The sequence below is a fragment of the Gorillibacterium sp. sgz306347 genome (assembly GCF_059735245.1).
In genome coordinates this window covers 108042-133240 of sequence record NZ_JCAPET010000003.1, presented here as the reverse complement: position 1 = coordinate 133240, position 25199 = coordinate 108042, and the positions used below count along the sequence as shown (strand labels likewise).

The following is a 25199-nucleotide window of genomic DNA, read 5'->3' as shown; positions in this document are numbered from 1 at the left end:
ATCCTCCGTCTCGGCTAACGGTTGCCATGGAGCTTATTTGCCGAAAAAGAGGCAATTTTGAATTCTAACGGTTCTATAGGAGCTTATTTGTTCCAACAGCGGGGAAAATCCGTATTTTAGCCTCAAATAAGCTCTGTGGCAACCGTTACATTTTAAAAACCGGTCATTACGCTTAAATAGCCTCGCTCACAACCGTTAGAGTTTTTGCCGTCTTGCCGTGAGACGTTCGTTTAACCGCAAGAGCTGTCATGCGGTCGTCAGATGTTTATTCCCGGAGTGCGTCGCGCAGCCGGCTGGATGCGTAGTCGGCCGATTTGGCCTGCTTGCGTCGGCGCAGGTCGGCCAGCTCGCGTCGCAGCCGCGCGTTCTCTGTCTCCAGCTCGGCAATACGCCTTCTTGCTGCTTCCAGCTCGGCAATACGCATTTTTGCCGCTTCCAGCTCGGCGGGCATTGTCATCGCCGTATCCTGTTCCGTTCGGTGCATGGAATCGTGGTCAGCTTCCGGCATGTTTTCCATCCTTCCCGTCGTTTCCAACCGACGATCCGTCGGAGACAGCGGTCCGGATCGCTTTCACCCGGCCTACGCTTCCATCGGTCAGCCGCACCTTAATACCGTGTGGATGAGTGGGAGAGTTGGTCAGGATGTCTTTTACCACGCCGTTCGTCAGCTTGCCCGTCCGCTGGTCGGCCTTGAGCACGATGTCGACCTCAAGACCGGGGCGGATGTCGCTCCGTTTCTGTCCGTTCACCTACATCTCCTCCGTCCGCTTAGCGTTTCCGCCCGCCGCGTCCGCGACCGGCTCCGCCTACGGCGCCTTCGCCCGCGCCGCTGCGCCCGCCGCGTCCGCGACCGGCTCCGCCTACGGCGCCTTCGCCCGCGCCGCTGCGGCCGCCGCGTCCGCGACCGGCTCCGCCTACGGCGCCTTCGCCCGCGCCGCTGCGCCCGCCGCGTCCGCGACCGGCTCCGCCGGCGCCCGCCGCCCGCGTTGCCGCACGTCCGCTTCCGCGCGGGGACTCCGCGCGCGCCGCGCCGCTTGCGTCCAGCCGACGTTTTTCAAACGTCTGCTTCACTTCGCGCTCGATGCGCTCCAGCTTGGCGCGGTCGCGCGCCGTTATCAGCGTGATCGCCGTGCCCTGCTGCCCGGCCCGTCCGGTCCGGCCGACCCGGTGCAGGTAATCTTCGCCGTCCTGCGGCACGTCGTAGTTGAAAACATGGGTGACCCCTTCCACGTCGAGTCCGCGCGCGGCGACATCCGTCGCCACCAGAATTTGCAGCTCCGCATTCCGGAACCGCTTCATGACGTTCTCGCGTTTGGCCTGCGTCAGGTCGCCGTGCAGTTCATCCGAATTCAGTCCCGCCAGCTGCAGCGCTTCATTCAGGCGTTTGGCGCGGATTTTTGTGCGGCAAAAAACAACAGCCAAATACGGCCGCTGCTGCGCGATGAGCTGAATCAACGCCTGCTGCTTGCCGCGGTCCGTCGTTTCGATAACCGTTTGCCGGATGTTGTCGAGCGTGATTTTACGCCCCTTCACCTGCACGTCTTCCGGCGACTTCATGTACCGCGAAGCCAGCCTGCGCACCTCGTCCGGCATCGTTGCCGAGAACAGCATCGTCTGCCGGGAAGGCGACAGCTGCCGGATAATGCCCTCGACATCGGGCAGGAAGCCCATGTCCAGCATCCGGTCGGCTTCATCCAGAACCAGCATGCCGGTACGTGAAAGGTCCACTGTGCCCCGGCCCAAATGGTCCAGCAAACGCCCCGGCGTCGCTACAATAATTTGCGGCGCGTTTTTCAGCTTGCGGATTTGCGCCTCCACATCCTGCCCGCCGTAAGCCGCGAGCACCGACAGCCCGACCGCCGGGACAAGCTTGCGGATTTCGGCCGTGATTTGAATCGCCAGCTCGCGCGTCGGCGTCAAGATGAGCGCCTGGACCTCATGCTTGTTCGGATCGGCATTTTCCAGAATGGGCAGCACAAAAGCCAGTGTTTTTCCCGTACCGGTCTGCGCCTGCGCAATGACATCGCGTCCGCCAATCAACAGCGGTATCGTCCGTTCCTGTACCGGCGTCGGCACCGCCACCCCGTTTTGCTGCAAGCGCCGGACCAAAGAGTCCCGCACGCCAAGTTCCATAAAATGATTCGCCATTCGCTGTTTTCCTCGTTCCTGAAGGGATATCGCCAAGCTTCCAAAAGCTGGCGGATCAAACGTCTATTATACCATGCCATCAAGCGGAAGAGCGAGAAGGATGCCTTTTTCCCGTAAATTGTCCAAGCATTCCCGCAAATATTCGTCGTCGTGTTCCACATATCGCAGCTCCGCCGCTTCCCCGGGCAAAATCCGCTCCGGAAAACCGGACCACGGTTCCGCCTCTTTTCCCCGGTAGGACGGCTCTTTCCATTTGGGATCGGGCCGGTAGCCGCGGCGTTCCATTTCCTCCATCACTTCCCTGTGATAGGCGATCAGCTTCAGCGGACTGTGCGCAAACACATAATCCACCGTGCGGTGCTTTTTCCCCCATCCGTTTCCGCGCAGCGCCGCACATTCGCGGTGCTGGCCGAGCAGCTGGGCCCTCGGCAAGTGCCCGATCAGACGGTAGTGCCACAATCTCATGCTGTCTTCCCCTCCTGCCAAGCCGCCGGTTTGTGGAGCCCGGTTTCCATGCAGCCGCTTCAATCGCGAAAATACCGTCTTTTTCTTTCCTTCTAAGCATACCGAATCGCACCCTGGTGAAGCAAGCCGCCGCTTTCCGTCCATCGGTTGCTTCGTCAACGGATGTTTTTTCCGTCGTCCTCTTGGCTGAACGTCCCGTTCAAAATCGTGCAATCGGCCATTTCCCCCTTTTGGCTCAGCGGCCAGCCTTTGAAAAAAAAGTGCGGAACCGTCCTTTTTCGGCACTTTTTTCCCACCCTTTTTGCTGAAAAGTTTTGTATAATAGAAGATAGTTTTTTCAAAAGAGGTGTTGGTATGGTTTATATTATCTACGACCTGGAAATGACGGTATGCCGCAAAAAGACCCACATCTCGGAAATTATCGAACTGGGTGCGGCCAAAGCCGCCCTGCAAAACGGTAAGATCGAGATTGTCGATACATTTCAAGCGTTTGTCCAGCCGCTCAAGACGCCTGTGCTTTCGAAAGCGACGGTGGACTTTACCGGCATCGTTCAGGCCGATGTCAACTCGGCCGACAAGTTCCCCGCTGTCCTTCAGCGGTTTCTGGACTGGATCGGCGGGGAAGAGTACTACTTGTGCTCCTGGGGACCGGACGACAAGCTGCAGCTGGTGCGCGAATGCCGCAGCCACGGCCTTTCGATGGACTGGATCCGGAACCACAACAACCTGCAAAGGCTGCTCACTTCGATTCGCCAGCAGGAGAAGCATCAGCAAATGGGACTCAAGGCGGCGCTGGAATGGCTGGAGATTCCGTTCTCGGGCTCGCATCACCGGGCGCTGGACGACGCGGTCAATACGGCCAAAATTTTTGTCCGTCTCGCCGACCGGATGAAGCTGGAGAAAAACGAATTCACTCCCGAAAAACGGGAGGACGAGGTGGTCTACAAAACCGGCCATTTCGCCAACAACCCGTTTGGCCAGCTCGCCGGCATGCTCGACGAAGAACCTTACGCCGGATAAGGTTCTTTTTTCTCGGGCTTCGCATATGGTACTGCGACAATGCTTTTTAGACAGAGAGAGAGAGAAAGTAAACAAAAAGGGAAGGTCGATTGCTCCATGCTTGATCGTCTGAAACGGTTTCGTCCGCTGCTTTACATGCTTGTTTTTCCCGTTATGGGCGCGCTGTACGCCCTGGTGAACAAGCCCAGGCCCCCGGTGCACACCCTGATTACATCGTTTGACACCGCTACGCCGTTTGTTCCGGTTTTCGCCCTGCCGTATTCCATCTGGATTTTCTTTATTTACGTTTGTCTGGTCTACTTTTTCTTTAAAGACCCGCTTGTGTACAAGCAGGCGCTTCTGACCTATGTCATCGCGGTTCTGGCCTGCTACGGCATTTATATGGTATTCCAGACGACCGTTCCGCGTCCCGCGGTTGTCGGCGAAGGCCCGATTTACGATCTGATGCGCTTCCTTTATAACAGAGACCGCCCGTTTAACTGCTTTCCCAGCATTCACGCCTTTACCTGTTACTTGATGATCCGCTCGCTCGCCGCAAGCTCGTTCAAAAACTGGCGCAACCGCGTGCTCATCTATGGCATGTCTTGGCTGATCATCGCCTCTACGCTGCTGGTCAAGCAGCATGTGGTCCTTGACTTGCTGAGCGCTTTTGTGCTGGTGGAGATTGTCCGCTGGATCGTGCTGCGTCTTCCTCTTCGGGGGCGCACGCTGGAGCCGAGCCTGTCGGTCCGGCAGTAACGGGCGGACAAGAGCCGAAAGAAATGAGGGCCTGAAGGCGTTCCGGCGGCTGAAGCCCCTGGCTCCGCGTACCGGCAAACTTAAAGTTTCCGCTAACCAATGGTTTGATTTCTTCGATTCGGGTTAATAACAGGAGGGAACTTAATGCCTGGAGGAATCGAAGATGAAGCAAGCCGTAAAATCCGATGAATATGTCATGATCATCCGAACCGAAAACGACGTGATTGTGGAAAGCGTCAAAAACGCGCTCGTGCCGATCGGAAAGCTGCTCCAAAACAAAAAGGCCGCTTCCGGCCAGTTCGAAATGATCACGAAAAGCGAATTCAACCGGCGCCTGGACGAAATGATGCTCCACTACTGAGCCCGGTTCGCCGAAACCAAAAGACCGCTCCGCGTACGGAATTGCGCCGTATGCCGGGCGGTTTTCTATTTTTCCCCGGATTGCGCGATATCATTCCCTGCAGGAGAGCTGGATAGGAACATCTTTTCCTAAAATACGGATTTGTGGTGCACGGCAAAGCATGGGCGGCGGGCTAACGGTTGCCACAGAGCTTATTTGTCCAAAAAAGAGGGGTTGAAATTTGTAACGGTTGCCACAGGGCTTATTTGCGTTTTTTTGCTAGGTTTAAGCCGTTTTTTCCCGAATAGGCGCTGTGGCAACCGTTAGAATTTTAAAAGGGCGTTTTTGGCGTGAATAGCCGCTGTGGCAACCGTTAGAAATCCATGCCGAACGAGCGCCACCGAAAATGCATCTTGGGGTTTCCTAAATTTCGGGGCAGAGCAGCCGTGGACGAAAAAAGAAGACGTTTGAGGGTCTCCCCGCAAGAGGCGTTTGAGCATACGGCGCGTAATCACAAATGGTGCGGAATAAGGATGACGAAATGTAAGCACTCCGGCTCGACCTCTGCGTCCGCCCCGCGAACAATCGGCTCACGCCAACCCACCGAGTCGAGGACCGCATCGAGTTGGTTTTCTTTCACTCGCATAAAATGGGACCGTCTGTTGATGAAAGGTGCATAAACGGCGGCGGCAAAAAGACTGCTCCGAAAAAAAAGCCGTCCCGGAAAATTCCCGGGACAGCTCCCTTACCTTTCACTTGCCATTGGCCAGATGCACCTGGCTTCACTCGGCATTCACTTGCCATTGATCTTCCGTTCGCCTGGCTTCACTCGGCATTCACTTGCATTGGCCTTGGCATTCTCCCGCCTTCACCCGCCATTGCCATTGGCCTGACGTTCGCTCGCTTCGATCCGCCATTGCCATTAGCCTGGCGTTCACCTGCTAGCGGCGCCATTCTCCAGCCTTCACCGGCCTTCACTGCCGTTCGCTACTCACTCGCCGGTGCCCGGCCGGGTCCGGACAAGCTGAAAAAACGTGCCGGTGGAGGTGGACACCAGCGCGCCGCGATCGCTGCGGATTTCGCACGACAGCTGCCATACCTCCCGCGCCCGGTTGATGACCCGGGCCGTTGCCGTAAGCCGTTTGCCTACGCCGGGATTGTGATACTGCACGTTCATATCGAGCGTCACGAATTTATCCCGTTCGTCGATCCGCTTCTCCAGCATCCAGGCCATGGCCATATCCGCAAGCGTCGCCGTAATTCCCCCGTACACGATCCGGTACGGGTTCAGCATTTCCGGCCGGATCGGCATCCCGCAGACAAATGCCTCCGGGTCGCTGCTTTCCTCCATCTCCACCTGCAAAAAGTTGCCGAGGAACGGATACCGGTTTTCTTTCATGGCATCGAGCGCGCGCAGAACGTTGTCCACCACGCGGGCGTCCCGATCCGATAGCCGCCCGATCCGCTCCATCAGGTCTTCCTTCTCCATCCCATGCCTCCGTTCAATCAAAAAACAGCTCGACGACCTCTTCCCGCTCCACCGGACCGAAATAATGCTTCAGGTCGATGTCCGCCAGCGCCTCCGCCACCGAAGCCCGGTCGTACTTGACCCCGGCGAGCTTTTCCTCAACGTCGTGCACTTCCCCTACGCCAAAAAAGTCTCCGTAAAGCGAAGCCCGCTTGATCCGCCCGTCTTCCACATCGAGCCGGAAATCGTAGGTGCCCGCGCTCAGCCGCTTCACCTGACGGAAGTTGAAGTCGGGCGACCGGCCAAAATTCCAGTCCCAGTTGCCGTAACGCTCGGCGGAAATTTGCCGGACGGCTTCCCAATCCTTCTCCGTCAGGGGATAGGTTTCGACCGGACGGCCTTCGAAAATCGAATCGAGAATGGACTGGCGGAACGCTTCAATCGTCATCGGCTTGTCCAAAAATTCGGAAATATTCGCCACCCGGCTGCTGACCGATTTGACGGCCTTCGATTTGAATTTTTCCGCGTTCACCTTGAGCGCTCCGGAAACCGCGCCGAGCTCGGTATCGAATAAAAGCGTGCCGTGGCTGAACATCCGGCCCTTTTGAGTAAACTGCGCGTTCCCGGAAATTTTGCGTTCGCCGACCTGGATGTCATTGCGTCCGCTCAGCTCCGCTTCGACGCCCAGCTTGCGCAGCGCTCCGATCACAGGTTCGGTGAATTTGCGGTAGTTATGAAACGAATTCCCGTCGTCCGTCGTGATGAAGCTGTAGTTCAGATTGCCGAGGTCGTGGTAAACCGCTCCTCCGCCCGACAGCCGCCGGACGACGTGGATGCCGTTCTGCTCGACGTATTCGAGGTTGATTTCCTCGCTAGTATTTTGGTTTTTCCCGATAATAATCGAAGGCTCGTTAATGTAGAACAAGAGATAATCCGTATCCGTAGGCAAATTTTTCAGCGCGTACTCTTCCAGCGCCAGGTTGATCCGCGGGTCCGTAATGCCGCGATTGTCGATAAACAGCATGGGTGTCCCTCCATCGCCAAAGTCGTTTGCTCCGTTTTCAACCTTATCACTTCGGGACAGGAGCCGCAAGTTCGCCGGAGGTTCAGTAATGTCCGGCCTCGCCGTTTGCCGGCACGTTATGCCCGTCACTTGCAGCTTCCCAGCCGGCACGTTGCACCCTGCGCCTTTACGCCCCCCCGGAGTCCGGCCATGCCGATTGCCGGCACGTTGCACCCGTCACCTTGCGCCGCCGCAGCGTCCGTTCCAAGCGGGTTCAGCCGCAAGCGAACCGGCGCTTTACGCGCAAACACAAAAAAGAGTCCATTCCGGCACACGCCCGAAAAGACTCCTTTTTCTCATTGACTCGTTTATTTGGCTGCTTCCGGCTCCGCTTTGACAAAGCTGTCCTTGGGCGCGCCGCATTTCGGACATTTGCCCGGGCGGCAGCGGCCTTCGCTCGTATCCCCGCATTCCTTGCATTTCCAAACGGCCATTCGTTCCACCTCCGAAAGTTGTGTCGAATCAAGTCTCTACCTCCAATTCGATGCCGTCAAAAGCTTTCCTCCCGGGCAGGTATGACCGTTTTGTGTCGGCGGGAAGGTCAGATTGAATAAAGCTCGTTGTCCCGCCGGAATCCTTTGTACCGGGTGCCTTGGTAGCTCAGCGTGCCGTGGTCGTCTTCGGCGATCATGCCGTACTCATCGCCGCGCAGCTGCAGCTCAACGCGTTCCCCGCTGTGCATTTCAAACGTGACGTAGTAATACGTGCGCGCTCTGGAATCGCCGGCCCCGCCTCGCACCTCCGTTCGCCTCGACACCACGCGGGCCGGGACGGAAAGCAGCGGCGAGGCGTTGTTTTTGCTCCAGGTGCTTGCCCCTTTTGCAACGGAATACAAAATCGTTCCGCCAATAATGAATGCGATTAGCAAAAAGGGAATCAGGAAGCCCGCCGGCATCCCCGAAAAAAAGCCGCCGCCCGCTCCGATTCCATGCCCGAAAGGATCGTTCATTCCATTGTTCATGCCAAGCATCCCCCTCTTACGACCCGGAAATCATGTATTCGATTGCCGGGTACGAAATCACAAACCGTTCCCGGTAGGTCATGTCCATCGCATCGTCATACCGGCTGATGATGCCGCCGTGCAGAATAGCCGCCTTGAAGCCCCGTTCCACCGCCCCGTTAAACGTAAACAGGACGCAGTGCTCCGCCGCAAATCCGGCCACGATGACAAAATGGACGTCCCGGTCCCGGAGGATGCGCTCCAGATCGGTTTTCCAGAAGGCGTTGGACCATTCCTTGGTCAGAAACAGGTCGGTGTCGGCGGCCTCGATCCCGGGGATCAGCTCAAACTCCTCCGAGCCCTCGCCGCCTTCCACTTCAACATCCTGGATATGCATCACCGTATGACCGGCCCCGCGCAGCAAACCCGCCACATAATTGATGTGCTCGCAAGCTTTTTCTACTTGGTACCGGAGCTTTTCATCTCTCACAAACCCCACCTGCATGTCGACGATCAATAAGGCAATTTTCATGGTTGGCTCCTTCCTCCGGACCGCGAGTAGGCTGATGGCCCGCTTGGACGATAATCATATTTTACCGCAAAAAAGAAGCCAGTGCTGCAATTCTCCGCACATACCCGGGACTCTTGGCACTCCTGGCACTCTCGGCACTCCCGGCATTTCCGGAACGCCCGGCAAGACCGGCACGTCCGGACAACCGGCCCGTTCCGGCTGAAAAAAGCAAAAAACCGTTTTTCGGCGGTCCGAAAAACGGCGGGTGTGAAGCGATTTTCATAGATGCGGTTGAATGCAAAGGAGGATAACTGCGAGCGGCCGGTTCAATCCCGCGAGTAGATCTCCAGGTTGTGAATCGACCAGTAGTTGCCGATGGTTCCGTTGCTGACGATTTTGACAAACCGCGCGCTCTGCGGCTTGAAGCTGATTTCCGTCGTTCCTTTTGTTCCATGTCCCGAAGCCACCGGGCCGTTCCAGGTTCGGCCGTCTTCGGACAGGTAAACTTCATAGGACCGGGGATAATCGTACAAAGACCCTTCGGAATCCAAAACGATGCGTTCAACGGTTTCCTTCCCGCCCAGGTTTACCTGAAACCACATGCCGGGCTGCTGCCAGACGCCCGTATCCCAGCGCGTCCGTTTGCTGCTGTCGATGGCCCGGCCCGGAGGCGAACGCTTGGCGCTCATAGAGGCGCTGACCTCCCACTTGCTCCGATCGAGGGGAAACAGACCGGAAGAGATGTCCGTCGGGCGGGACATCTCTTCCGAACCGGTTACCCGGATGGCATAAGAATATCGGACGCCTGCTTCCACTGTTTTGTCCGTATAGGAGGTTTTGGTTACCTTCCGGGCGATTTCGTTAAAGATCCCTCCTTCGCCGTCGGCACGCCAGATATCATAGGACAATGCACCCGCGGATTCCAGCCAGTTGAGCCGGACCTCCGGGCCCGATGCCGCTTCGGCCGTCACCCAATCGGGGGCGCCGGCCGAAACGTCGCCGGCTTTGGACAAAATGTACTGCACAGCCTCGCCCGGCTCCAACGTTTCGGTAATCTCCACCTCGGGCGCTGCTTTCATGCCGCTTACAACGGATCTGGCTTCCTCGTAGGTTTCTCCCCTGCCAAACCGTTCGCCTTGGTACACCGCTTTATCCGGTAAATTGACCTTGACGGTGATCGTCTGGCGGGTGGACTCAAAGTTTACGAAGTTCAGCAGCACTTTATCGGAGGTGCCGCCCGTTACCGGAAGCGGGTCAAGCGTCGAGGTATCCACCGCGCGGAAATAGACGAGCTTGTCGGCGGTTTCCTTCTTGTTCTGTACTTCGTAGGCCAACGGTTTGCCGTGCGTCGCGTACGCCAGGCTCAACCGGCGCATGACATCAACGCGGGAATCCCGTTCCTCGGACGCCGGACGGTGAATTTTGGTCTCCGCCGGGTTGTGGTCCTGCAAATTGAAGCCGGTCTCGAACAGCGAATACCCTTCGAAGAACGCGGCATGCTGCAAGAACATATCCGCATAGCCGATGTGGGCCCGCATGATCCGGTCAAAAGCCGCCGCCTTGGGCTGGTTCGCCCCATACTTCGGATCGTCGGTATGGTCGTCGGATGTGCCGAACTCGGTGCTCAGCATCTTTTTGGGCAGTCCGTCCTCGGAGCCTCCGAACGTCTTCAGGTTTTCGACGAAGCTGCCGCCTTCCTTATCGGCGTAAGAAGCTCCGTATGCGTGGCCGTTCGTCAAGTCGGTGATGTTCTCCAGCTCCAGCCGCTGCTCCGGATCACGCTCCCAGCCGTCCGGATCGCCGCACTGATTCGGGGCGCCTTCGGTTTGGAAGCTGCATTCGTTCACCTCGTAAGCCGGCCAGTACGCCCAGCCGGGAGCGACCGTTTTGATGCCCGGGGCCAGCTGATCCCGGTTTTCGTTCAGCCACTCGGCGATGGCAATGTTGACCGCCTTCGAGCGGTTAAACAACCCCGGCTCATTGTCCACCTCGTAATACTGGAACATGGAGCCGTACTCGCGAAGGTACTCCTCCAGGATGTCCTCGGCTTGATCGGGCAGGGTGCCGTCCTCCTCCACCTTGAGTCCGCCCGTGTGAAGTCGGTATGTGACCGCTTGGGTGTTAAAGTCCTTGAGTACGCCGTAATACTCTTCCAGGTGCGAATCCGAGCCCGCCACATCGCTGCCCGTTCCGACCCGCATGATATTGCCGGAATAGGCGATGCCCAGCCACTTCAACACATAAGGCAAGTGCCGGACTGCGCCTTCGTCATAATAAAACTGCTCGTTGTTGACGGTTGTTCCGGTCTGCACATAATTGCCGTGGATCGGCTCGTCCGCCGGCTTATCCAGTTCTTCCAGCTTTAGCGAATCCCAGGTCCAGGCGACAAAAGGATCTTCCCCGCCGGATGCGTAAAGGCTGCCGACCGCCTCCAGGCGAAGCTTGTTTTCCCCTTTCTGCATCAGTTCCTTGGGGATATATAGCGAATAGGTTTTGCGGAAGGCGAGCTCCGCTCCGGTGTCGCCCGTTCCGGCGATCTGAATGATGCCGGCCAGCTGGCTGTTCGAGAAGACCGCCATCTGCGGCGTCGCCTTGTTGGCGTCCAGAATGGATACCTTCAACAGGGCCCCGTTCTTGGGCACCGAGCCCAGCGTGTACGTGACGGTAAACTCCGGCTTTTCCAGCCGGCTTAGTCCTGCAGGCACCGCGCCTGCGGTTTGGATCGAGCCCGCTCCTTTCGGAATCACGGCTGATTTTTTAGCCTTCGTCAGCGGGGCGAATTCATCGGCGGATTGGTCGGTTTTGCCCAGACTCCAAATCACATCCCCTTCGCCGGCCTCGCCGGCCTGCTCCTCCACTTTGTTGGCAGCGTATGGAACAAGCGCCACGATAAAGACGATTGCGACCAGCCCCAAAATGATCATCCAGGGCCTGAACGCCAGAAGGCCGCGTTTTTTTCGCATTCCCTTGTTCCCTACCTTCCTGTCAGGTGCCGTCCGCCAAAGCCGGACCGCATAAAACAGGGCGCTTTCGAGCAAGAGTGAAACCGGCCGAACGGATACGGAACTTCGTCATCCGCCCGGCCGTGCGCCAACCTGACCTTCTAGTTTGACTGAAAGTTCCGCTATTACGAAATAAATTGCTGAAGGGCGATTTCTTCCCAATCGAGGCAAATCCGGATGTTGTCCTCTTCGACCAGCTCCGGTCCGGTTTGCACTTCGATGAATTCGACGTCCGTCAGCGCCAGAATGCTGTGTTTGGTTCCTTCCGGAATCCGGACCACGTCCCCCGGCTTCACTTTATGCTGACGCTCGTTCAGAATAACCATCGCTTCCCCGCTCACAAACGTCCAGATCTCGCTGCGTTTGCGGTGCAGCTGGTAGCTGATGTTGCGGTCGGCTTTGACGCAGATCCGTTTGGTCAGCACTTCCCGGCCGTCGTCGTACTTGACGTAGTCGATGACCCGGTAGGTGCCCCAGCGGCGCTCCTCGTACATGGGACGCTGTTCGTACGATTTCAGCACTTCCTTGATCCGCGGGCTTTCGTCCTTCGACGTGACCAGAATGCCGTCCGGGCTCGCGGCGATAATCAGGTTCTCCGCCCCGATGACGGTAACCGGAATGTCGAGCTCGTTGACCAGACTCGTGTTTTCGCAGTCGGAGGTCATGAAGCCTTTGCCGATCTTGTTTTCGCTCATTTCCTCGGTCAGCGTGTTCCAGGTGCCAAGGTCCTTCCAGAAGCCGTCGTACGGAAGAACCGCGACGTTTGTTTCTTTTTCCACCACTTCGTAGTCGAAGCTGATTTTCGGAAGCAGTTTATACTGCTTGAGCATCTCGTCATACTGGAGCGGGAGCCCTTTGTCCTGCATGATGTCCAGCAGGTAGCCGAGCTTGAAGGCGAACACGCCGCAGTTCCAGAGCGCGCCCCGGCGGATAAGTTCTTCGGCCAGCTGCTCGGACGGCTTCTCGCGGAACCGCTCGACCCGGCGGTATGCTCCGCTATCCGCAGTTTTTCCTTCAAACGGAACGATATACCCGTATTTTTCCGAAGGGTGGTTCGGCACAACGCCGATCAGGGCCAGGTTCGCGCCGCTGCTTTGCAGCGTTTCGTCCAGACGCAGCACCGCGTTAAAAAAGCTTTCCTCCACATAAGGATCGACGGGCAGAATCGCTACTGTTTCGTCCGGCGAGACTCCTTCGCGGGAGTACAGGTACGCGGCGGTCAGGGCGATGGCCGGGAATGTGTCGCGGCGCTCCGGTTCAATGATGATCGGGACGCCGGGGTCGATCTGGCTCTGAATCATTTCGACCTGGCCGCGGCCGGTCGCAAGATACGACGATTCGGCCAGGCCCGCTTCGCCGAGCTGCCGCCATACCCGCTGCACCATGGATTCGGGCTCGCCTGTCGGGGCGCGCAGCACCTTCAGGAATTGCTTGGAACGCGAGTCGTTCGAAAGCGGCCAGAGCCGTTTTCCCGACCCGCCGGACAAAAGCACCAGTTTCATCTTTTCGCTCCTCCTTATCGTGTGGATCTTATCGCGGGAACTCCGCTGTTATCGCGGGATTCCGCCGCTGCGGAAGGCTTGGGCCTCCGGCCGCTGTTGATTTCGGATTTCCTAATTAAAGCCGCTGTCTGCGGTTGAAATCCGAAACCAAAGGCGGACGCTTGCGCTCCTTCGGCTCCAATCCTTCCTCCACGGCGGTCCCGCCGATTGCGTTATCTGCTATCGCGGCGGTCATGCCGCTGCGGCTTCCGGTTGCGCCGACGGTCCGCTGCGGGTCTCCGTGCATTCCTTCGATCGCTGTTGTTTCCAGGCGGCTTGATCGAGATGCTGCCAATGAGGCCGCCCGGAAACAAAGGCGAACGCTGACGCTTCTGCGGTATGCCCGGTCCCCTTCGCTATTGCCAGCGCAACGGCTCCCCTTAACGGGCGGTGGCCATGCCGCTGTATTCCTTGTCGCCGCCGCTGATGCGCGGGCGGCCGACCGAATGATACTCGAGTCCGGTGCCCATGATGTCCTCGCGATCGAAGACGTTGCGCCCGTCGATCAGGATTGGCTTGCGCATCGTGAGCGCCATGCGGCGCAGGTCGACGTCTTTGAACTCGCTCCAGTCGGTCAGCAGGCAAACCGCGTCGGTGCCGCGGGCCGCTTCCAGGGACGACTCGCACCAGATGAGCTGCGGGTGGTCGAACTTCTCCCGGAAGTTGTCCGCCGCCACCGGATCGTAAAGAGAGACAAACGCGCCCTCCCGGACCAGCGTCTCTACGATTTCAAGCGACGGCGCTTCCCGGATGTCGTCCGTGTTGGGCTTGAACGCCAAGCCCCAGATGCCGATCCGCGTGCCGCGCAGGCTGCCGAGCGATTCCCGCAGCTTGCTGATGATCATGAAGCGCTGGCCCTTGTTCACTTCGACCACCGACTCCAACAGCTTGAATTCGTAATTGACGTTGCCCGCGATCTGGATCAGCGCGTTGGTGTCCTTCGGAAAGCAGGAGCCGCCGTAGCCGATTCCGGCTTGCAGGAAGGACGATCCGATCCGGCGGTCCATTCCCATGCCGACCGCCACCTGGGAAACATCGGCTTCCACCTTTTCGCAAATGTTCGCGATCTCGTTGATGAACGAGATTTTGGTAGCCAAAAAGGCGTTGGACGCGTATTTGATCATTTCCGCGCTGCGGATGTCGGTCACAAATACGTTGTCCGTAAAGCCGCGGTGCAGCTCGCGCATGACCGGCTCCAATTCGCCGTTCTCCAGGCCGATGATCACCCGGTCGGGGTACAGCGTATCCTGAATGGCGGAACCTTCCCGCAAAAATTCCGGGGCGGACACGATGTCGAACGGAATACGGGTTTCGCGTTCGATCAGCGTGGCGATCAGCTCGTTGGTGCCGACGGGAACCGTGCTTTTGGTCATGACGATCTTGCGGCTGTTCATAGCGCGGCCGATATCGACCGCGACCTGGCGGATGAAGCGAAGATCCGCTTCCCCGCCCGGGAGAGAAGGAGTTCCAACGGCGATGAGGATCACATCGGATTTCTTTACGGCCTCAGCCAGATCCGCCGAAAATTCGAGCCTGCCCTGCTGCATGTTCTTCTCGATCATCTCTTCGATGCCAGGCTCGTAGATGGGGGATTTTTTATTGCGCAGCAAGTCGATTTTGGTTTCATCCCGGTCAATGCAGATGACCGTGTGCCCTTTCTGCGCAAAGCAAACGCCGGATACCAACCCGACATAGCCGGTTCCAATCACCGCCAGCTTCATATCCTTCAACCTCCTTTGAGAAAATTCACATAGCTGCGCTCCACGTAGTGTTTAAACCTCTCCTTGAAGGTTGCTTCGTCGAATTTGCGCGCATGTCCGATGATTTGCCCGACGTTCCAGGCGTGGTTTTCCACTTCCTTGACGGCCTGGAGCAGATCGTCCACCTCCGGACGGTCAAAAAAGACTCCGTTGACATGCGGAACGATCGTATCAAGCGCTCCCCCGGCCCGGTAGGCGATTACCGGCCGTCCGGCCGAATTCACTTCCAGCGGCGTAATTCCGAAATCCTCTTCGCCGGGGAATATCAGCGCCCGGCATTCCGCCATCATCCGGCTGACGTCCTCGTCCGGCAGCCGCCCGAGCAGCTTGACGTTGCTTTTGGCCATGCCGGAAAGCCGCTTGCGGTCGGGCCCGTCTCCGACGATGTAGAGCGGGAGGCCGTTCCGGTTGAAAGCTTCCACCACAAGATCGATCCGTTTGTACGGAATGAGCCGGGATACGATCAGGTAGTAGTCCGCAATCCGCTCCGCCGCCTGAAAGCGGGACGTGTTCACCGGCGGGAAGATGACATCCGCCGTCCGGTTGTAGTAATTTTCAATCCGCTTCTTCACGACCGAGGAGTTGGCGACAAACTGGTGCACGTGGCTGGCGGTGTCTCGGTCCCATTTTTTCAGCTGCTGCATGTAAACCCTCAGCATCCGTTTGACCACGCCCGGCTTGGCATCGCTTTTCATGTAATTGTCATAGTCCCAAGCGAACCGCATCGGGGTGTGGCAGTAACAGAGGTGGAAGGTGTGCTTCGGCACCCGGATGCTTTTGATAAACGCGCTGCTGGAGCTGAGGACGATGTCGAATTCACGAAAATCGAAATCGCGGATCGCCAGAGGGTACAGCGGGAGCATCCGTTTGAAGTTGCCCTGGACCCCCGGCATCTTGTTCAGCCAGGTGGACCGGATGTCCACTTCCTTGAGCTTGGGGGTCAGCTTTTTTTCGTCCCACACCGTCGTGAAGATGGGGGCTTCCGGATACATATCGTGAAAGACCTCCACCACCCGCTCCGCTCCGCCCATCTGGATCAAATAATCGTGCGCAATCGCAATTTTCATCGGTATCATCCTTTGACATGGTTTCGATAACCTAACCGCCGGCCCGTCAGGCGCCGCTCAACAAACCTTTGTAGTACTGGGTGATTTCCTTCACGGTATCGCCGATCACAAAATGGTCCTTGACGCGTTTGCGGCCTTTCTCTCCCATCTCCCTCCTCTCCTCGGGATGTTCGAGCATCCAGCGGATCGCATTTGCCAGCGTCGCCGGGTCGTCCGGTTTGATCAAAAGGCCCGTTTCGCCGGGAATGACGATTTCCGTCGGCCCGCCTTCGTTCGAGGCGATAACCGGCAGCCCTTCGGCCATTCCCTCGATGATCACCTGACCGAACGGCTCGGGAGTAATCGAGGTGTGCAGCAGCAGATCCGCTTGGCGCATAATGCCTTGTATGTCATCGACATGACCGAGCAGCTTGACGTTGACGAGGCCGTCCGCTTCGATTGTGCGGAGCAGGCTTTGTTTGTACTCGTCTTCGCCGAACAGGGCGTCGCCGGCCAGCCAGAAATTCACGCGTTTGTCGTCCAGAAAGCTTTTTGCCGCCTCCAGCAGCACATGCTGCCCTTTCCAGTGGGCGAAGCGCCCGGCCAGGATGACGTTGAATTCGCTTTTCTCCAGCGGGCGCGGCACCGGCTCTCCGATGCTCTGCGCGAAGGAGGAATAAACCACAAGCGTCTTCTTCGACTCCGGCAGCTGCAGGGAATGCAGCGTCGACTTGGAGGTGGCGATAACGCCGTTCGGAAGCATCCGGGTCAGCATGCGGATCGTCTTGGCGACGATCGGCTTCAGGTATGGCGGCCCGATGTGGTCGCGCATGTGCCAGATCAGCGGCAGCCGCGCCGTCTTGGCGGCGACCGCTCCGAAGAAGGCCGATTTCAGCGAGTTGGTATGGACGCAGACGGCCTGCTCCTCTTTCAGGAGCGGCGCAAGCTTGCGGCCGTATTGGAACAGCTTGTAAGCGTCGCTGACGGCTCCGAGGTTAACCGCGTTGCGCTCGCGGGTTTTCGCGCCTTCGTCCATCGGCACGACCCGGACGTCGATCCCCTTTTCCCGGAGCCGGTCCGCCAGCGGGCCTTCTTCTCCGAGAATGACAAACGGATCGATTTGTTTGTCCAGGTTGATCAAAATGTTGTACAGGGCGACTTCCCCGCCGCTCCAGCGCGCGGTGTGATCCAGATAGGCAACTCTCAGCATCCGGCCGCCACCTCCTCTTTCTTGATTAACTGCTGAAACACGCTTTCGACCTGCGCGCTGACCGAATCCCAGGTGTAGTGAGCCAGCACATGCTCCCGGCATTCCTCGCGGCTCGGCAGCTTGTCGCGGTTGCTCAGGCTCCGCAGCAGCCCTTCGGTCATGTCTTCGCTCGTTACGCCTCCAAACAGCAGGTCGGGCCGGAATTTGGACAGGATCTCCCGGTTTCCGCCGACCGGCGTCGCCATAACCGGAAGTCCGGTCGCCATCGCCTCGACGGTGATCAGGCCAAAGCCCTCCAGCACCTGCGTCGGAACGACAAACATGTCGGCAGCCTGGTAGTAAAGCGGAAGCTCGGCGTCTGGCACGTAGCCGAGCAGGATCACCTTGTTGATCAGCCCGTAGTCGGCGATCCGGCGCTGCAGTTCCTCGCGGAGCGGCCCCTTGCCGCCGATGAGAAGCACCGAGTTGGGGAATTTCGCGGTGACGTTGCGCCAGGCCTCCAGCAGCTGCAGGAGCCCCATGCGGTTCACAAGGCGGCGGACCGTCAGCACGGTGGTGGCGCCTTCCGGCAGGTTCAGCTTGCGGCGCACCGCAAGCCGGTTCGGCGCAGGGCGGAACCGGTCAACATTGGCCGCGCCCGGAATGATCTGAATCTTGTGCAGCGGCACCTGGTAGTGGTCGTGGAGGATGTCGCGGAAGGTTTCGCTGAGGACGATAAACCGGTCGGCCAGCCGGTACGCTTTCTTTTCGATCGATTTGGCGATGGTGGTTTTGAGCATATGCTTGATGCCCTGGCCTTCCACCTTCATCTCTTCGTTCCAGGGACCGTGGAAGCCGAACACGACGGGAATGCCGCGCTTTTTCGCTTCCGCCGCCGGTCCGACCGCATACGGCGCGAAGTGGGTGTACAAGACGTCAATGCTCCCACGGTCCATCAGCTCCGCCGCCTTCGCCTGGAAAGCGTCCTTGCGCTTCATCAGGGACATGGCGGGGCTGGCGCCGCTGATCAGCGTCAGACCTTCGGGAGCGGCCGGAATCTCGTCGCTGCAGATCAGCGCCTGGACCCGGTTCCGCTCGGCAAGCTTCTCGGAAACGGCCTGGAAGTAGGTGTTCAGCCCGCCCGGCTGCAGGGACGGCCAGCTCAGGCCGGTGGTCAGAATGTTCAACCCGCTATTGGACCGCATAGCTCGCCTCCCCTTTCTTCTCCGTTTTTTCCTCGAGGTGTTTGGCCATGTGCCGCACCGCTTCGGTTTTCTCAAAATGCTTGAAGCTGGTCAGAAAATCGTAGTACGCCCAGAACACGGCGACCGCAAAGCCGGCGACGCCCTTTTTGTACATCCCGCGGATGAAGTACTGCAGGAAGAACCGGGCCGGCGGCCGGAACAGCATGCGCATGACGCTGAAGGATTTGCCCGCCGCGGCGGCCGTTTCGGCCTCCAGGTCGGTGTATTTGTTGAACCGGTTGGCGTGATCGTGGATGCTGCGGAAGCCGTAATGCCAAAGCACGCCTTTCAGCTTCGCTTCCTTCTCCTCCGGAATGTCCGGCGCTTCGTGCACCAGGCTGTCACGGATGCCGTACTGCCGCCTGTTGTACAAGCGGACCAGGTATTCGCCGCGGTCGAGCCAGCGGCCGAGGAAATCGCCGATCCGGTAAAGGGAATAGCCGATGGACCCGTCTGCGAGTGCGCCGCCGTTTTTCTTAGCCAGAATGTCCGCGGCCAGCTCCTCGCTCACCACCTCGTCGGTGTCGATCAGGAAAATCCAGTCGTGCGCCGCCCGGTCGGTGCCGAACATCCGCTGCTTGGCGTAGCCCGGCCAGGGATTCTCATATACCGTGCAGCCGAGGGCCTCGGCTTCCCGGACCGTGCCGTCCCGGCTTCCGCCGTCGACGACGATGATTTCGTCGGCGAAGGGTCTGCAGGAATTCACGGCGTGGCGAATGCGCTCCTCGTCGTCCTGCGCGATGATGACGACCGAGATCGGGTAGGCCGGCAGTCCGCCGTTCCCTTGCTTCATGGTCGATTCCTCCATTCGTTTGAATAATGCCGCCAGATGCGGGACCGTTAGCCCGCCGATTTTTTGCCCAGGTAAGACTTGAGTTTATCGATTAAGAGAGCCAGATCTTCGCGGGTCAGGAACATGCGCGGAATCGGCACCTTCAGGTTGAAGCGGACGTTGATCAGGATGAAGACGAACCGGATCAGCACCGAACCGATCATTGCGATACCGGCGCCCGTCAAGCCGTAAGCCGGCACCAGCCAGAGCAGCAGCGGCACGACCAGCGCGAGGCCGGAGCCTTGCAGCAGCGTGACCAGCTTCGGTTTGCCGAGGGCCATAAAGGCCTGCGCCAGCACCAGCGTTCCTCCTCCGATGACACCCTCCAGAAGGAGAATCCGGAAGACGGTGAGCGCCTCCTTGAACTCGGGCCCGTAGAGCAGGTTCAGAATGAACGGCGCGAGCAGCATCAGCACCGACGAGCAGAGCAGCGTGACCGTCGTCGTAATCCGGAACGCCTTGAAGGTCATGGCGATGACCTGCTCCTTGCTTTCCAGCCCCGACGCTTTCGGGAACAGCACCACCGTGATCGAGGTGGAGAATACGTGCACCACGCGGGCCAGGCTGACGGCGACGACGTATAAGCCAAGGTCGGCCGGATTCAGCAGGCCGGCGATCAGAATCTGGTCGATGTAGGCGGCGACCTGACCGAGCAGGTCGATGCCGTACGAACCGATGCCGTAAGCCAGCAGCCGTTTGACGTGCATCCGCCCGTTTCGCAGGGAAGGCCGGTAAATCCGCCAAAGCCGCCAGGTCATGGCGAGAAACATCGGCACCGAAGGCAGCAGGTAGGCGAGTGCCGTCGTGTACGGCGTCATCCAGCCCCCGGCAATCAAAATGCCGAGCAGGGCGAGCGTCGTGAGCGGAATCACGTACCGGAGCCGGTTGTAGCGGTTGAATTCGCCCCGGACCTGCAATATCGCGTTGTTGATCTGGGAGATGACGATAACCGGAACGAGCACCATCGACCACTGGGAGAAAAGCACGACCGACGGGCTGAAATTGGAGAGCCAGAGCGGCATCAGCACGATGCCGACGCCCATGGCGCCCAGACCGGCCAGGATGCCCATCACAATGGCGAGCCCGTATAGCTTCGCCGTGTCTTCCACGTACTTTTTGGCGTTGTAGATCAGTGCCGAAGGGATGCCGAAGCTTACGCAGAAGGCCAGGAACTGGGACCAGTTCACCATGGCCGTCTGCTCGCCCCGGCCTTCCGCCCCGAGATAGCGTGCGGTCAGCACGCCCGTCAGCACGTTTACGCCGAGGATGCCGATGCTGATCGCCATCGTTTTGACCGCCGCCGACCCGCTGTCCGAGCTTTTGGCAAAGCCCTTCAGGAAGGAGAAGGCTGCTTTAAACGGCAGCGGCTTCGCGTTTGTCTGCTGCATCGGTATGTCCCTTCTTTCTTTCGTCCGTGGCTGCTTTTACAGCGGCCAGCCCCATTCCGACGATCATCCAGATGAGGTAGCCCCTCATGCCCGGAAAGCCGTTTTCGGAAATCAGGCTGACCACGGCGCCCGCCCAGGTGGCGAACGCCAGTCGAGCGTATCTTTGTTCATGGCCCCGTTTGCGGATGCGAGCGATCAATTGTTTGGCTAGCGCCGCAAGCGCGGCGAAGAAAAAGATTCCGCCGGCCGCACCAAAGGTAATCAATAAGGCGAGAAAGCCGTTGTCGAGAATGCCCAGCTCGCCGAGCGAGCCGTCGTTGGCGAGCTTGGTGCCGCCGCCGACGCTGCCGAGCCCCTGCCCCACCGGGTTGCCGGTTACCGCCGGCACCATCGTTTGCAGCAGGTTGAGCCGGTCGTTGTACGAACGGTCCTCCGAAAGATCCGTCATCGTTTCCATCCGGGAAACGAGCGCGTCCGCGCCGGGAACCTTCGGGATGGTGTAGTACAAAACCGCGAATACGAAACCGAGTTGCAAAATGATTCTCCATTTGTTCTTTCCGGGAGAAGTGGCCAGGTAGACAAACAGCATCACCACCAGCACGATCCAGGCGGACCGGACAAGCGTCGTCAGCAGCCCGACGGTGACCAGCACCACGCCGATCCAGCCGAAAGGCCCTCTCCAGCGCCGTTCCATGATCATGGGCACGAGCGCCGTCGTGAGGAAAATGGCGGCCGGCCCCGGCGAGTTCAGCGTCGAGAACACCCGGATTTCCAGCGGGTACGGGGTGCCGATCGACATCATGCCGGCATGGTTCATCCAGAAGGCGTCCCAGGGCGGAACGACCAGGTATTGAATGATGCCGTAGACCGCGACAAACACGGCGATGGCGGAAAACGATTTGATCAGCCGGTCGAAGCCTTTGGTATCAAACGGCGTGACCGCAAAATACGGCAGCATCAGGAGCGGAATCAGGTAGTTGGCCAGGTCGTAGGCGAAGCCCATTCCGTTGCGCGCCAGCCCGATCAAGCTTCCATAAGCCAGGGCGACGGCGAACAGAACAATGACCCGGACCATCGGCCGCTTCAGCTTGTGCATGTTGACCAGGACCGGAATCGCCGTCATGGCGCATGCGAGCAGCGGGGCCAGGCTGATCAGCGAAACGGAGTGATACGTGCCGTCCATCCAATCCGCCAGCCGGCGGACCTCCGGAGCGACCGCCCATACCAGCAGGCTGTAAGGCACCAGCAGGCGGCTTTGCAGCACCGCCAGCAAAAAGGCGGGAAACACCATCGCCGCCACCAGCGCCGCCTGGACGCTGGTATCGGGGCCAAGCTTTGCGCTTGCGTACCCGATCACCACCGGGGCCAGCAGGCCCGCCGCGGCCAGAACGGCCGCCAGTGCTGCGTGGCGCAATGCGTTTTTGCGGTTTGCTGCGGCCTGCACTCTCAGTTCCGCGCTCATGCCAAGCTCCTCCTGTCCGACTGTTTATCCGAAACGATCAATACGCGTCTTTGCGTGCAATGACAATCCAAATGGTTTTCAGCATGATCTTGTAATCAAACAGGATCGAGCGTTTTTGGATGTACGCGATGTCCATCTTGACCATGTCTTCAAACCCGATGTTGCTGCGGCCGCTTACCTGCCAGTACCCGGTAATGCCGGGAATTACGGCCAGCCGGCGTTTTTGAAAGGCGGTGTACTTGCTCACTTCGTCGGGGAGCGGCGGCCGGGGGCCGACCATGCTCATGTCGCCGATGAGGACGTTCCACAGCTGGGGAATTTCATCGATGCTCGTTTTCCGGATGAATCGGCCAATCCGGGTAATGCGCGGGTCGTCCTTCATCTTGAACATGGCGCCGCTGACTTCGTTTTTGGCAAGCAGATGCTTTTTGAGTTCTTCGGCGTTGTGCACCATGGACCGGAATTTGTAAATGTAAAACGGTTTTTCATTTTTGCCGATGCGGATCTGCTTGAAGATCACTTTGCCCTTGGGATCTTCAAGCTTGATGAGAATGGCCACAATCAGCATGATGGGCATTGCCAGAATTAGTCCGAGAATGGCGCAGACGATGTCGGTAGCGCGTTTGGTTACGGCGTACATCGAAAGGCGCTTGGCGGTCGAGTCGACTTTGGAATAGTAAGCGTTTCGCGGGACCACATAGTCAAGCTCATCCAGCGACTCTCTCGTTTTCATGCGTTACACTCCCTTCAGCCCGTCATGGATTTCGTTTCGGCGGCGCTTAAGTATTCCGCCATCGCATCCAGAACCGGGTAGCGAAGCTCATCGGAAGCAAGCGCGAATTCCAGCGTGGTGAGAATATAGCCGAGCTTCTCGCCGACGTCGTAACGCTTGCCTTCAAAGTGATAAGCAAAGACGCGTTCGCTTTGGTTCAGCTTCTGGATGGCGTCGGTCAGCTGGATTTCACCGCCCGCTCCTTTTTCCTGAAGCTCGAGGTATTTGAAAATTTTCGGTGTGAAAACGTAGCGTCCCATGATGGCCAGATTCGACGGCGCGGTGCCCGGCTTCGGTTTTTCCACGAAGTTGTTGACCCGGTACAGGCGGTCGATCTGCTGGTCCGGCTCGATGATGCCGTAGCGGTTCGTCACTTCGTCCGGCACGGTTTGCACGCCGATGACGGAGTTTTGCGTTTGCTCGTACTGGTCGATCAGCTGGCGCAGGCACGGCACGCGGCTCGATACGATGTCGTCGCCGAGCAGAACCGCAAACGGATCGTCGCCGATAAAGCGGCGGGCGCACCAGACGGCATGGCCGAGGCCTTTGGGCTCTTTTTGACGGATGTAGTGAATCTCGACTTTGGAGGAGCGCTGCACTTCGCGCAGAATCTCCAGCTTGCCGTCCTCCAGGAGCCGGTTCTCCAGCTCGAACGCATTGTCGAAGTGGTCTTCAATGGCGCGTTTGCCTTTGCCGGTTACGATGATGATGTCTTCAATGCCCGATTCGACGGCTTCTTCCACGATGTATTGAATGGTCGGCTTGTTGATGATCGGAAGCATTTCCTTCGGCATTGCCTTCGTGGCCGGAAGAAAGCGCGTGCCCAGTCCAGCTGCGGGGATAATGGCCTTTTTTACAGTTTTCATCGCATTTTCCTCCTTGGGGTCGTAAGATTATTTGGCTTGATTCATGGCGATGCCGAGAACGGTGGCGCCTGCCTGCTGCAACAGCTCGTTGGCCTTGCGGACCTTCGTCCGTCTGGATTTGCCGTGCCGGGCGATCAGAACCACTCCGTCGCTTACGCCGGCGATAACCCGCCCGTCGGAATAATCCATCAGCTGCGGAGAATCAAGAAGAATCACATCAAACTCCCGGCGAAGCTGCTCCAGGAGCTCCGCCATCCGGGGGCTGCCGAGCAGCTCGACCGGATTGTAGGGAATGCTGCCTGTCGGGATAATCGAAAGATTTTCGACCGCCGTTTCATGAACGACCTCGTTCGCGTCGACGTTATCCCGAAGATAAGCGGTCAGCCCGGTATGGTTCTCGATTTGAAACACTTCATGAAGAGCGGGCTTGCGCAGGTTGGCGTCCAGCACGACGGTTTTTTTGCCGTCCTGCGCAAAGGAAACGCCTAGGTTGGCGACGATCGTCGTTTTGCCTTCCCCGCTTCCGGCGGAAGAGCAAAGGAGCACATACCCGTTTTCGCGGTTTCGGATGCCTTGCTGGCGGATAAAGGTTCTTAGGGACCGGAACGATTCGGCCGGCAGCGATTTGACGTTACGCTCGACAATCAAGCTGTTACTCAACGGCAACATGAGGCGCTTCACCCAGCTTTCTCTTCACATTTTTGGGGTCGTTCCCGAAGTCTTTTTTGCGAATGACCGGAATGGCGGCGATAACCGGCAGCCCGATGTCGTGGATCGCTTCCTGCTCGCTGCGGAGCGTGCCGTTGGTGTTCTCCAGGAGAAGAACCGCGCCCGCGGCGACCATCAGCGAAACGATGAAGCTGACCGCCAGGTTCATTGCAACCCCGCCGTTATCCGGCTCCGGTGTTTTGGCGGGATCGGCGGAGCTCAGAATCCGGACGTTGTCGAGGTTCATCAGCTCAGGCACCGCGCGAATGAAGGAAAGCGATACGGCGTTGATGATGCCGGCCGCGGTCTGATAATTTTCGTCCGAGACGCTCAGCCGCAGAATCTGGCTTTTGTCGTTCCCGGAGATGGAAACCTTGTCGGCCAGTTCCTCTGCAGTGTAGCCGAACTCCGGATGGTTGGCCGCCACGTCGTTCATGATCTTCGGAGAGCCCATGATTTGTTTGTAGCTCTCCATCAGGTTCAGGCTGACGTTGACGTCGTTCAGGCTGTTGCCCTCCAGCGGATCTTCGATCTGGTTGACGAGCAATTGGCCGGAAGCGGTGTATACCGGGGTGATCAGGGTATTGCTCACATAAAAGGTGGTGACACAAGCGATTGCTACGAACAGGAGAATCGGCCAAATTCGCTTTTTGATCAGGTTCAGTTGGTCCAGAATCGTCTTCTCCATAACTTTCC

The 25199-nt window shown here is 58.4% G+C and carries 25 protein-coding genes and 1 pseudogene; 3 read left to right on the top strand and 23 right to left on the bottom strand.

Translation table 11 applies throughout. The features are described 5' to 3' along the window. Positions 1-265 precede the first annotated feature (265 nt). The 4 genes and pseudogenes from AC6I6H_RS03390 to AC6I6H_RS03375 form a co-directional block, all read right to left on the bottom strand. Complete coding sequence (locus AC6I6H_RS03390; protein WP_497951299.1) at positions 266-508, bottom strand: hypothetical protein; 243 nt, start codon at positions 506-508, stop codon at positions 266-268. Positions 509-563: 55 nt separating this feature from the next. Then, positions 564-749: pseudogene (locus AC6I6H_RS03385) on the bottom strand (YwbE family protein); the annotation flags it as partial. Positions 750-768: 19 nt separating this feature from the next. Beyond that, a complete protein-coding gene (locus tag AC6I6H_RS03380; RefSeq protein ID WP_497951297.1) occupies positions 769-2148 on the bottom strand; it encodes a DEAD/DEAH box helicase in 1380 nt (459 codons plus the stop codon). Between the two features lie 66 nt (positions 2149-2214). Further along, a complete protein-coding gene (locus AC6I6H_RS03375) occupies positions 2215-2613 on the bottom strand; it encodes a TIGR02328 family protein (RefSeq protein WP_497951295.1) in 399 nt (132 codons plus the stop codon). A 354-nt stretch (positions 2614-2967) separates the two neighbouring features. On the opposite strand from AC6I6H_RS03375, the gene AC6I6H_RS03370 reads away from it, so the two are divergent. The 3 genes from AC6I6H_RS03370 (at position 2968) to AC6I6H_RS03360 (ending at position 4732) form a co-directional block, all read left to right on the top strand. Then, positions 2968-3633: a 3'-5' exonuclease gene (locus AC6I6H_RS03370; RefSeq protein WP_497951293.1), complete on the top strand. Its 666-nt coding sequence runs from the start codon at positions 2968-2970 to the stop codon at positions 3631-3633. A gap of 96 nt (positions 3634-3729) precedes the next feature. Next, positions 3730-4371 (top strand): phosphatase PAP2 family protein, encoded by a 642-nt coding sequence (locus tag AC6I6H_RS03365; protein WP_497951291.1) that lies wholly within the window; start codon positions 3730-3732, stop codon positions 4369-4371. A gap of 163 nt (positions 4372-4534) precedes the next feature. Then, a complete protein-coding gene (locus AC6I6H_RS03360; RefSeq protein WP_497951287.1) occupies positions 4535-4732 on the top strand; it encodes a hypothetical protein in 198 nt (65 codons plus the stop codon). Between the two features lie 970 nt (positions 4733-5702). Here AC6I6H_RS03360 and AC6I6H_RS03355 read toward each other — a convergent pair. The 19 genes from AC6I6H_RS03355 to AC6I6H_RS03265 form a co-directional block, all read right to left on the bottom strand. Next, positions 5703-6200 carry a PaaI family thioesterase gene (locus AC6I6H_RS03355; RefSeq protein WP_497951282.1) on the bottom strand — a complete coding sequence of 166 codons (498 nt, stop codon included), beginning with the start codon at positions 6198-6200 and terminating at the stop codon, positions 5703-5705. Positions 6201-6213: 13 nt separating this feature from the next. Next, positions 6214-7203, bottom strand: a complete 990-nt coding sequence (gene lplA / locus AC6I6H_RS03350) for a lipoate--protein ligase (RefSeq protein WP_497951278.1) — start codon at positions 7201-7203, stop codon at positions 6214-6216. A gap of 347 nt (positions 7204-7550) precedes the next feature. Then, positions 7551-7676: an RCKP-type rubredoxin-like domain-containing protein gene (locus tag AC6I6H_RS03345; protein WP_497951275.1), complete on the bottom strand. Its 126-nt coding sequence runs from the start codon at positions 7674-7676 to the stop codon at positions 7551-7553. Positions 7677-7783: 107 nt separating this feature from the next. Beyond that, the gene (locus AC6I6H_RS03340) at positions 7784-8203 is read right to left on the bottom strand and encodes a DUF2500 domain-containing protein (RefSeq protein ID WP_497951270.1); all 420 of its coding nucleotides are present in this window, start codon (positions 8201-8203) and stop codon (positions 7784-7786) included. Positions 8204-8219: 16 nt separating this feature from the next. Continuing rightward, entirely contained in the window at positions 8220-8714 is a 495-nt protein-coding gene (locus AC6I6H_RS03335) for a cysteine hydrolase family protein (RefSeq protein ID WP_497951266.1), read from the bottom strand. 305 nt (positions 8715-9019) lie between these two features. Further along, positions 9020-11656 carry a discoidin domain-containing protein gene (locus AC6I6H_RS03330; protein WP_497951260.1) on the bottom strand — a complete coding sequence of 879 codons (2637 nt, stop codon included), beginning with the start codon at positions 11654-11656 and terminating at the stop codon, positions 9020-9022. A 164-nt stretch (positions 11657-11820) separates the two neighbouring features. Beyond that, entirely contained in the window at positions 11821-13197 is a 1377-nt protein-coding gene (locus tag AC6I6H_RS03325) for a sugar phosphate nucleotidyltransferase (RefSeq protein WP_497951256.1), read from the bottom strand. A gap of 115 nt (positions 13198-13312) precedes the next feature. Then, the gene (locus AC6I6H_RS03320) at positions 13313-13531 is read right to left on the bottom strand and encodes a hypothetical protein (protein ID WP_497951253.1); all 219 of its coding nucleotides are present in this window, start codon (positions 13529-13531) and stop codon (positions 13313-13315) included. An 85-nt stretch (positions 13532-13616) separates the two neighbouring features. Next, entirely contained in the window at positions 13617-14957 is a 1341-nt protein-coding gene (locus tag AC6I6H_RS03315; RefSeq protein WP_497951250.1) for a UDP-glucose dehydrogenase family protein, read from the bottom strand. A 5-nt stretch (positions 14958-14962) separates the two neighbouring features. Further along, entirely contained in the window at positions 14963-16063 is a 1101-nt protein-coding gene (locus tag AC6I6H_RS03310) for a glycosyltransferase (RefSeq protein ID WP_497951245.1), read from the bottom strand. A gap of 46 nt (positions 16064-16109) precedes the next feature. Further along, positions 16110-17252, bottom strand: a complete 1143-nt coding sequence (locus AC6I6H_RS03305; RefSeq protein ID WP_497951241.1) for a glycosyltransferase family 4 protein — start codon at positions 17250-17252, stop codon at positions 16110-16112. Further along, entirely contained in the window at positions 17246-18436 is a 1191-nt protein-coding gene (locus AC6I6H_RS03300) for a glycosyltransferase family 4 protein (RefSeq protein WP_497951236.1), read from the bottom strand. The genes AC6I6H_RS03305 and AC6I6H_RS03300 overlap by 7 nt, the downstream gene beginning before the upstream one ends. Beyond that, entirely contained in the window at positions 18423-19268 is an 846-nt protein-coding gene (locus AC6I6H_RS03295) for a glycosyltransferase family 2 protein (RefSeq protein WP_497951231.1), read from the bottom strand. Before AC6I6H_RS03295 ends, AC6I6H_RS03300 begins: the two co-directional genes overlap by 14 nt. A gap of 47 nt (positions 19269-19315) precedes the next feature. Next, complete coding sequence (locus tag AC6I6H_RS03290; RefSeq protein WP_497951229.1) at positions 19316-20695, bottom strand: lipopolysaccharide biosynthesis protein; 1380 nt, start codon at positions 20693-20695, stop codon at positions 19316-19318. Further along, positions 20661-22157 carry an O-antigen ligase family protein gene (locus tag AC6I6H_RS03285; RefSeq protein WP_497951226.1) on the bottom strand — a complete coding sequence of 499 codons (1497 nt, stop codon included), beginning with the start codon at positions 22155-22157 and terminating at the stop codon, positions 20661-20663. The genes AC6I6H_RS03290 and AC6I6H_RS03285 overlap by 35 nt, the downstream gene beginning before the upstream one ends. Before the next feature lie 37 nt (positions 22158-22194). Beyond that, positions 22195-22890, bottom strand: coding sequence for a sugar transferase (locus AC6I6H_RS03280; protein WP_497951220.1), 696 nt, complete (start codon positions 22888-22890; stop codon positions 22195-22197). Positions 22891-22904: 14 nt separating this feature from the next. Continuing rightward, complete coding sequence (gene galU, locus AC6I6H_RS03275; protein WP_497951217.1) at positions 22905-23795, bottom strand: UTP--glucose-1-phosphate uridylyltransferase GalU; 891 nt, start codon at positions 23793-23795, stop codon at positions 22905-22907. 27 nt (positions 23796-23822) lie between these two features. Next, positions 23823-24464: a CpsD/CapB family tyrosine-protein kinase gene (locus AC6I6H_RS03270; protein ID WP_497951215.1), complete on the bottom strand. Its 642-nt coding sequence runs from the start codon at positions 24462-24464 to the stop codon at positions 23823-23825. Then, positions 24448-25191 (bottom strand): YveK family protein, encoded by a 744-nt coding sequence (locus AC6I6H_RS03265; protein ID WP_497951213.1) that lies wholly within the window; start codon positions 25189-25191, stop codon positions 24448-24450. The genes AC6I6H_RS03270 and AC6I6H_RS03265 overlap by 17 nt, the downstream gene beginning before the upstream one ends. Between the last annotated feature and the right edge of the window lie 8 nt (positions 25192-25199).

Bases quoted from the DNA above. Each gene is read 5' to 3' on its own strand.
- AC6I6H_RS03300 (WP_497951236.1), bottom strand. From the start codon at position 18,436: ATGCGGTCCAATAGCGGGTTGAACATTCTGACCACCGGCCTGAGCTGG.
- AC6I6H_RS03290 (WP_497951229.1), bottom strand. From the start codon at position 20,695: ATGCAGCAGACAAACGCGAAGCCGCTGCCGTTTAAAGCAGCCTTCTCC.
- AC6I6H_RS03340 (WP_497951270.1), bottom strand. From the start codon at position 8,203: ATGAACAATGGAATGAACGATCCTTTCGGGCATGGAATCGGAGCGGGC.
- AC6I6H_RS03335 (WP_497951266.1), bottom strand. From the start codon at position 8,714: ATGAAAATTGCCTTATTGATCGTCGACATGCAGGTGGGGTTTGTGAGA.
- AC6I6H_RS03360 (WP_497951287.1), top strand. From the start codon at position 4,535: ATGAAGCAAGCCGTAAAATCCGATGAATATGTCATGATCATCCGAACC.
- AC6I6H_RS03345 (WP_497951275.1), bottom strand. From the start codon at position 7,676: ATGGCCGTTTGGAAATGCAAGGAATGCGGGGATACGAGCGAAGGCCGC.
- AC6I6H_RS03330 (WP_497951260.1), bottom strand. From the start codon at position 11,656: ATGCGAAAAAAACGCGGCCTTCTGGCGTTCAGGCCCTGGATGATCATT.
- AC6I6H_RS03325 (WP_497951256.1), bottom strand. From the start codon at position 13,197: ATGAAACTGGTGCTTTTGTCCGGCGGGTCGGGAAAACGGCTCTGGCCG.
- AC6I6H_RS03265 (WP_497951213.1), bottom strand. From the start codon at position 25,191: ATGGAGAAGACGATTCTGGACCAACTGAACCTGATCAAAAAGCGAATT.
- AC6I6H_RS03305 (WP_497951241.1), bottom strand. From the start codon at position 17,252: ATGCTGAGAGTTGCCTATCTGGATCACACCGCGCGCTGGAGCGGCGGG.
- AC6I6H_RS03365 (WP_497951291.1), top strand. From the start codon at position 3,730: ATGCTTGATCGTCTGAAACGGTTTCGTCCGCTGCTTTACATGCTTGTT.
- AC6I6H_RS03390 (WP_497951299.1), bottom strand. From the start codon at position 508: ATGCCGGAAGCTGACCACGATTCCATGCACCGAACGGAACAGGATACG.
- lplA (WP_497951278.1), bottom strand. From the start codon at position 7,203: ATGCTGTTTATCGACAATCGCGGCATTACGGACCCGCGGATCAACCTG.
- galU (WP_497951217.1), bottom strand. From the start codon at position 23,795: ATGAAAACTGTAAAAAAGGCCATTATCCCCGCAGCTGGACTGGGCACG.
- AC6I6H_RS03270 (WP_497951215.1), bottom strand. From the start codon at position 24,464: ATGTTGCCGTTGAGTAACAGCTTGATTGTCGAGCGTAACGTCAAATCG.
- AC6I6H_RS03370 (WP_497951293.1), top strand. From the start codon at position 2,968: ATGGTTTATATTATCTACGACCTGGAAATGACGGTATGCCGCAAAAAG.
- AC6I6H_RS03355 (WP_497951282.1), bottom strand. From the start codon at position 6,200: ATGGAGAAGGAAGACCTGATGGAGCGGATCGGGCGGCTATCGGATCGG.
- AC6I6H_RS03380 (WP_497951297.1), bottom strand. From the start codon at position 2,148: ATGGCGAATCATTTTATGGAACTTGGCGTGCGGGACTCTTTGGTCCGG.
- AC6I6H_RS03295 (WP_497951231.1), bottom strand. From the start codon at position 19,268: ATGAAGCAAGGGAACGGCGGACTGCCGGCCTACCCGATCTCGGTCGTC.
- AC6I6H_RS03285 (WP_497951226.1), bottom strand. From the start codon at position 22,157: ATGAGCGCGGAACTGAGAGTGCAGGCCGCAGCAAACCGCAAAAACGCA.
- AC6I6H_RS03315 (WP_497951250.1), bottom strand. From the start codon at position 14,957: ATGAAGCTGGCGGTGATTGGAACCGGCTATGTCGGGTTGGTATCCGGC.
- AC6I6H_RS03280 (WP_497951220.1), bottom strand. From the start codon at position 22,890: ATGAAAACGAGAGAGTCGCTGGATGAGCTTGACTATGTGGTCCCGCGA.
- AC6I6H_RS03310 (WP_497951245.1), bottom strand. From the start codon at position 16,063: ATGAAAATTGCGATTGCGCACGATTATTTGATCCAGATGGGCGGAGCG.
- AC6I6H_RS03375 (WP_497951295.1), bottom strand. From the start codon at position 2,613: ATGAGATTGTGGCACTACCGTCTGATCGGGCACTTGCCGAGGGCCCAG.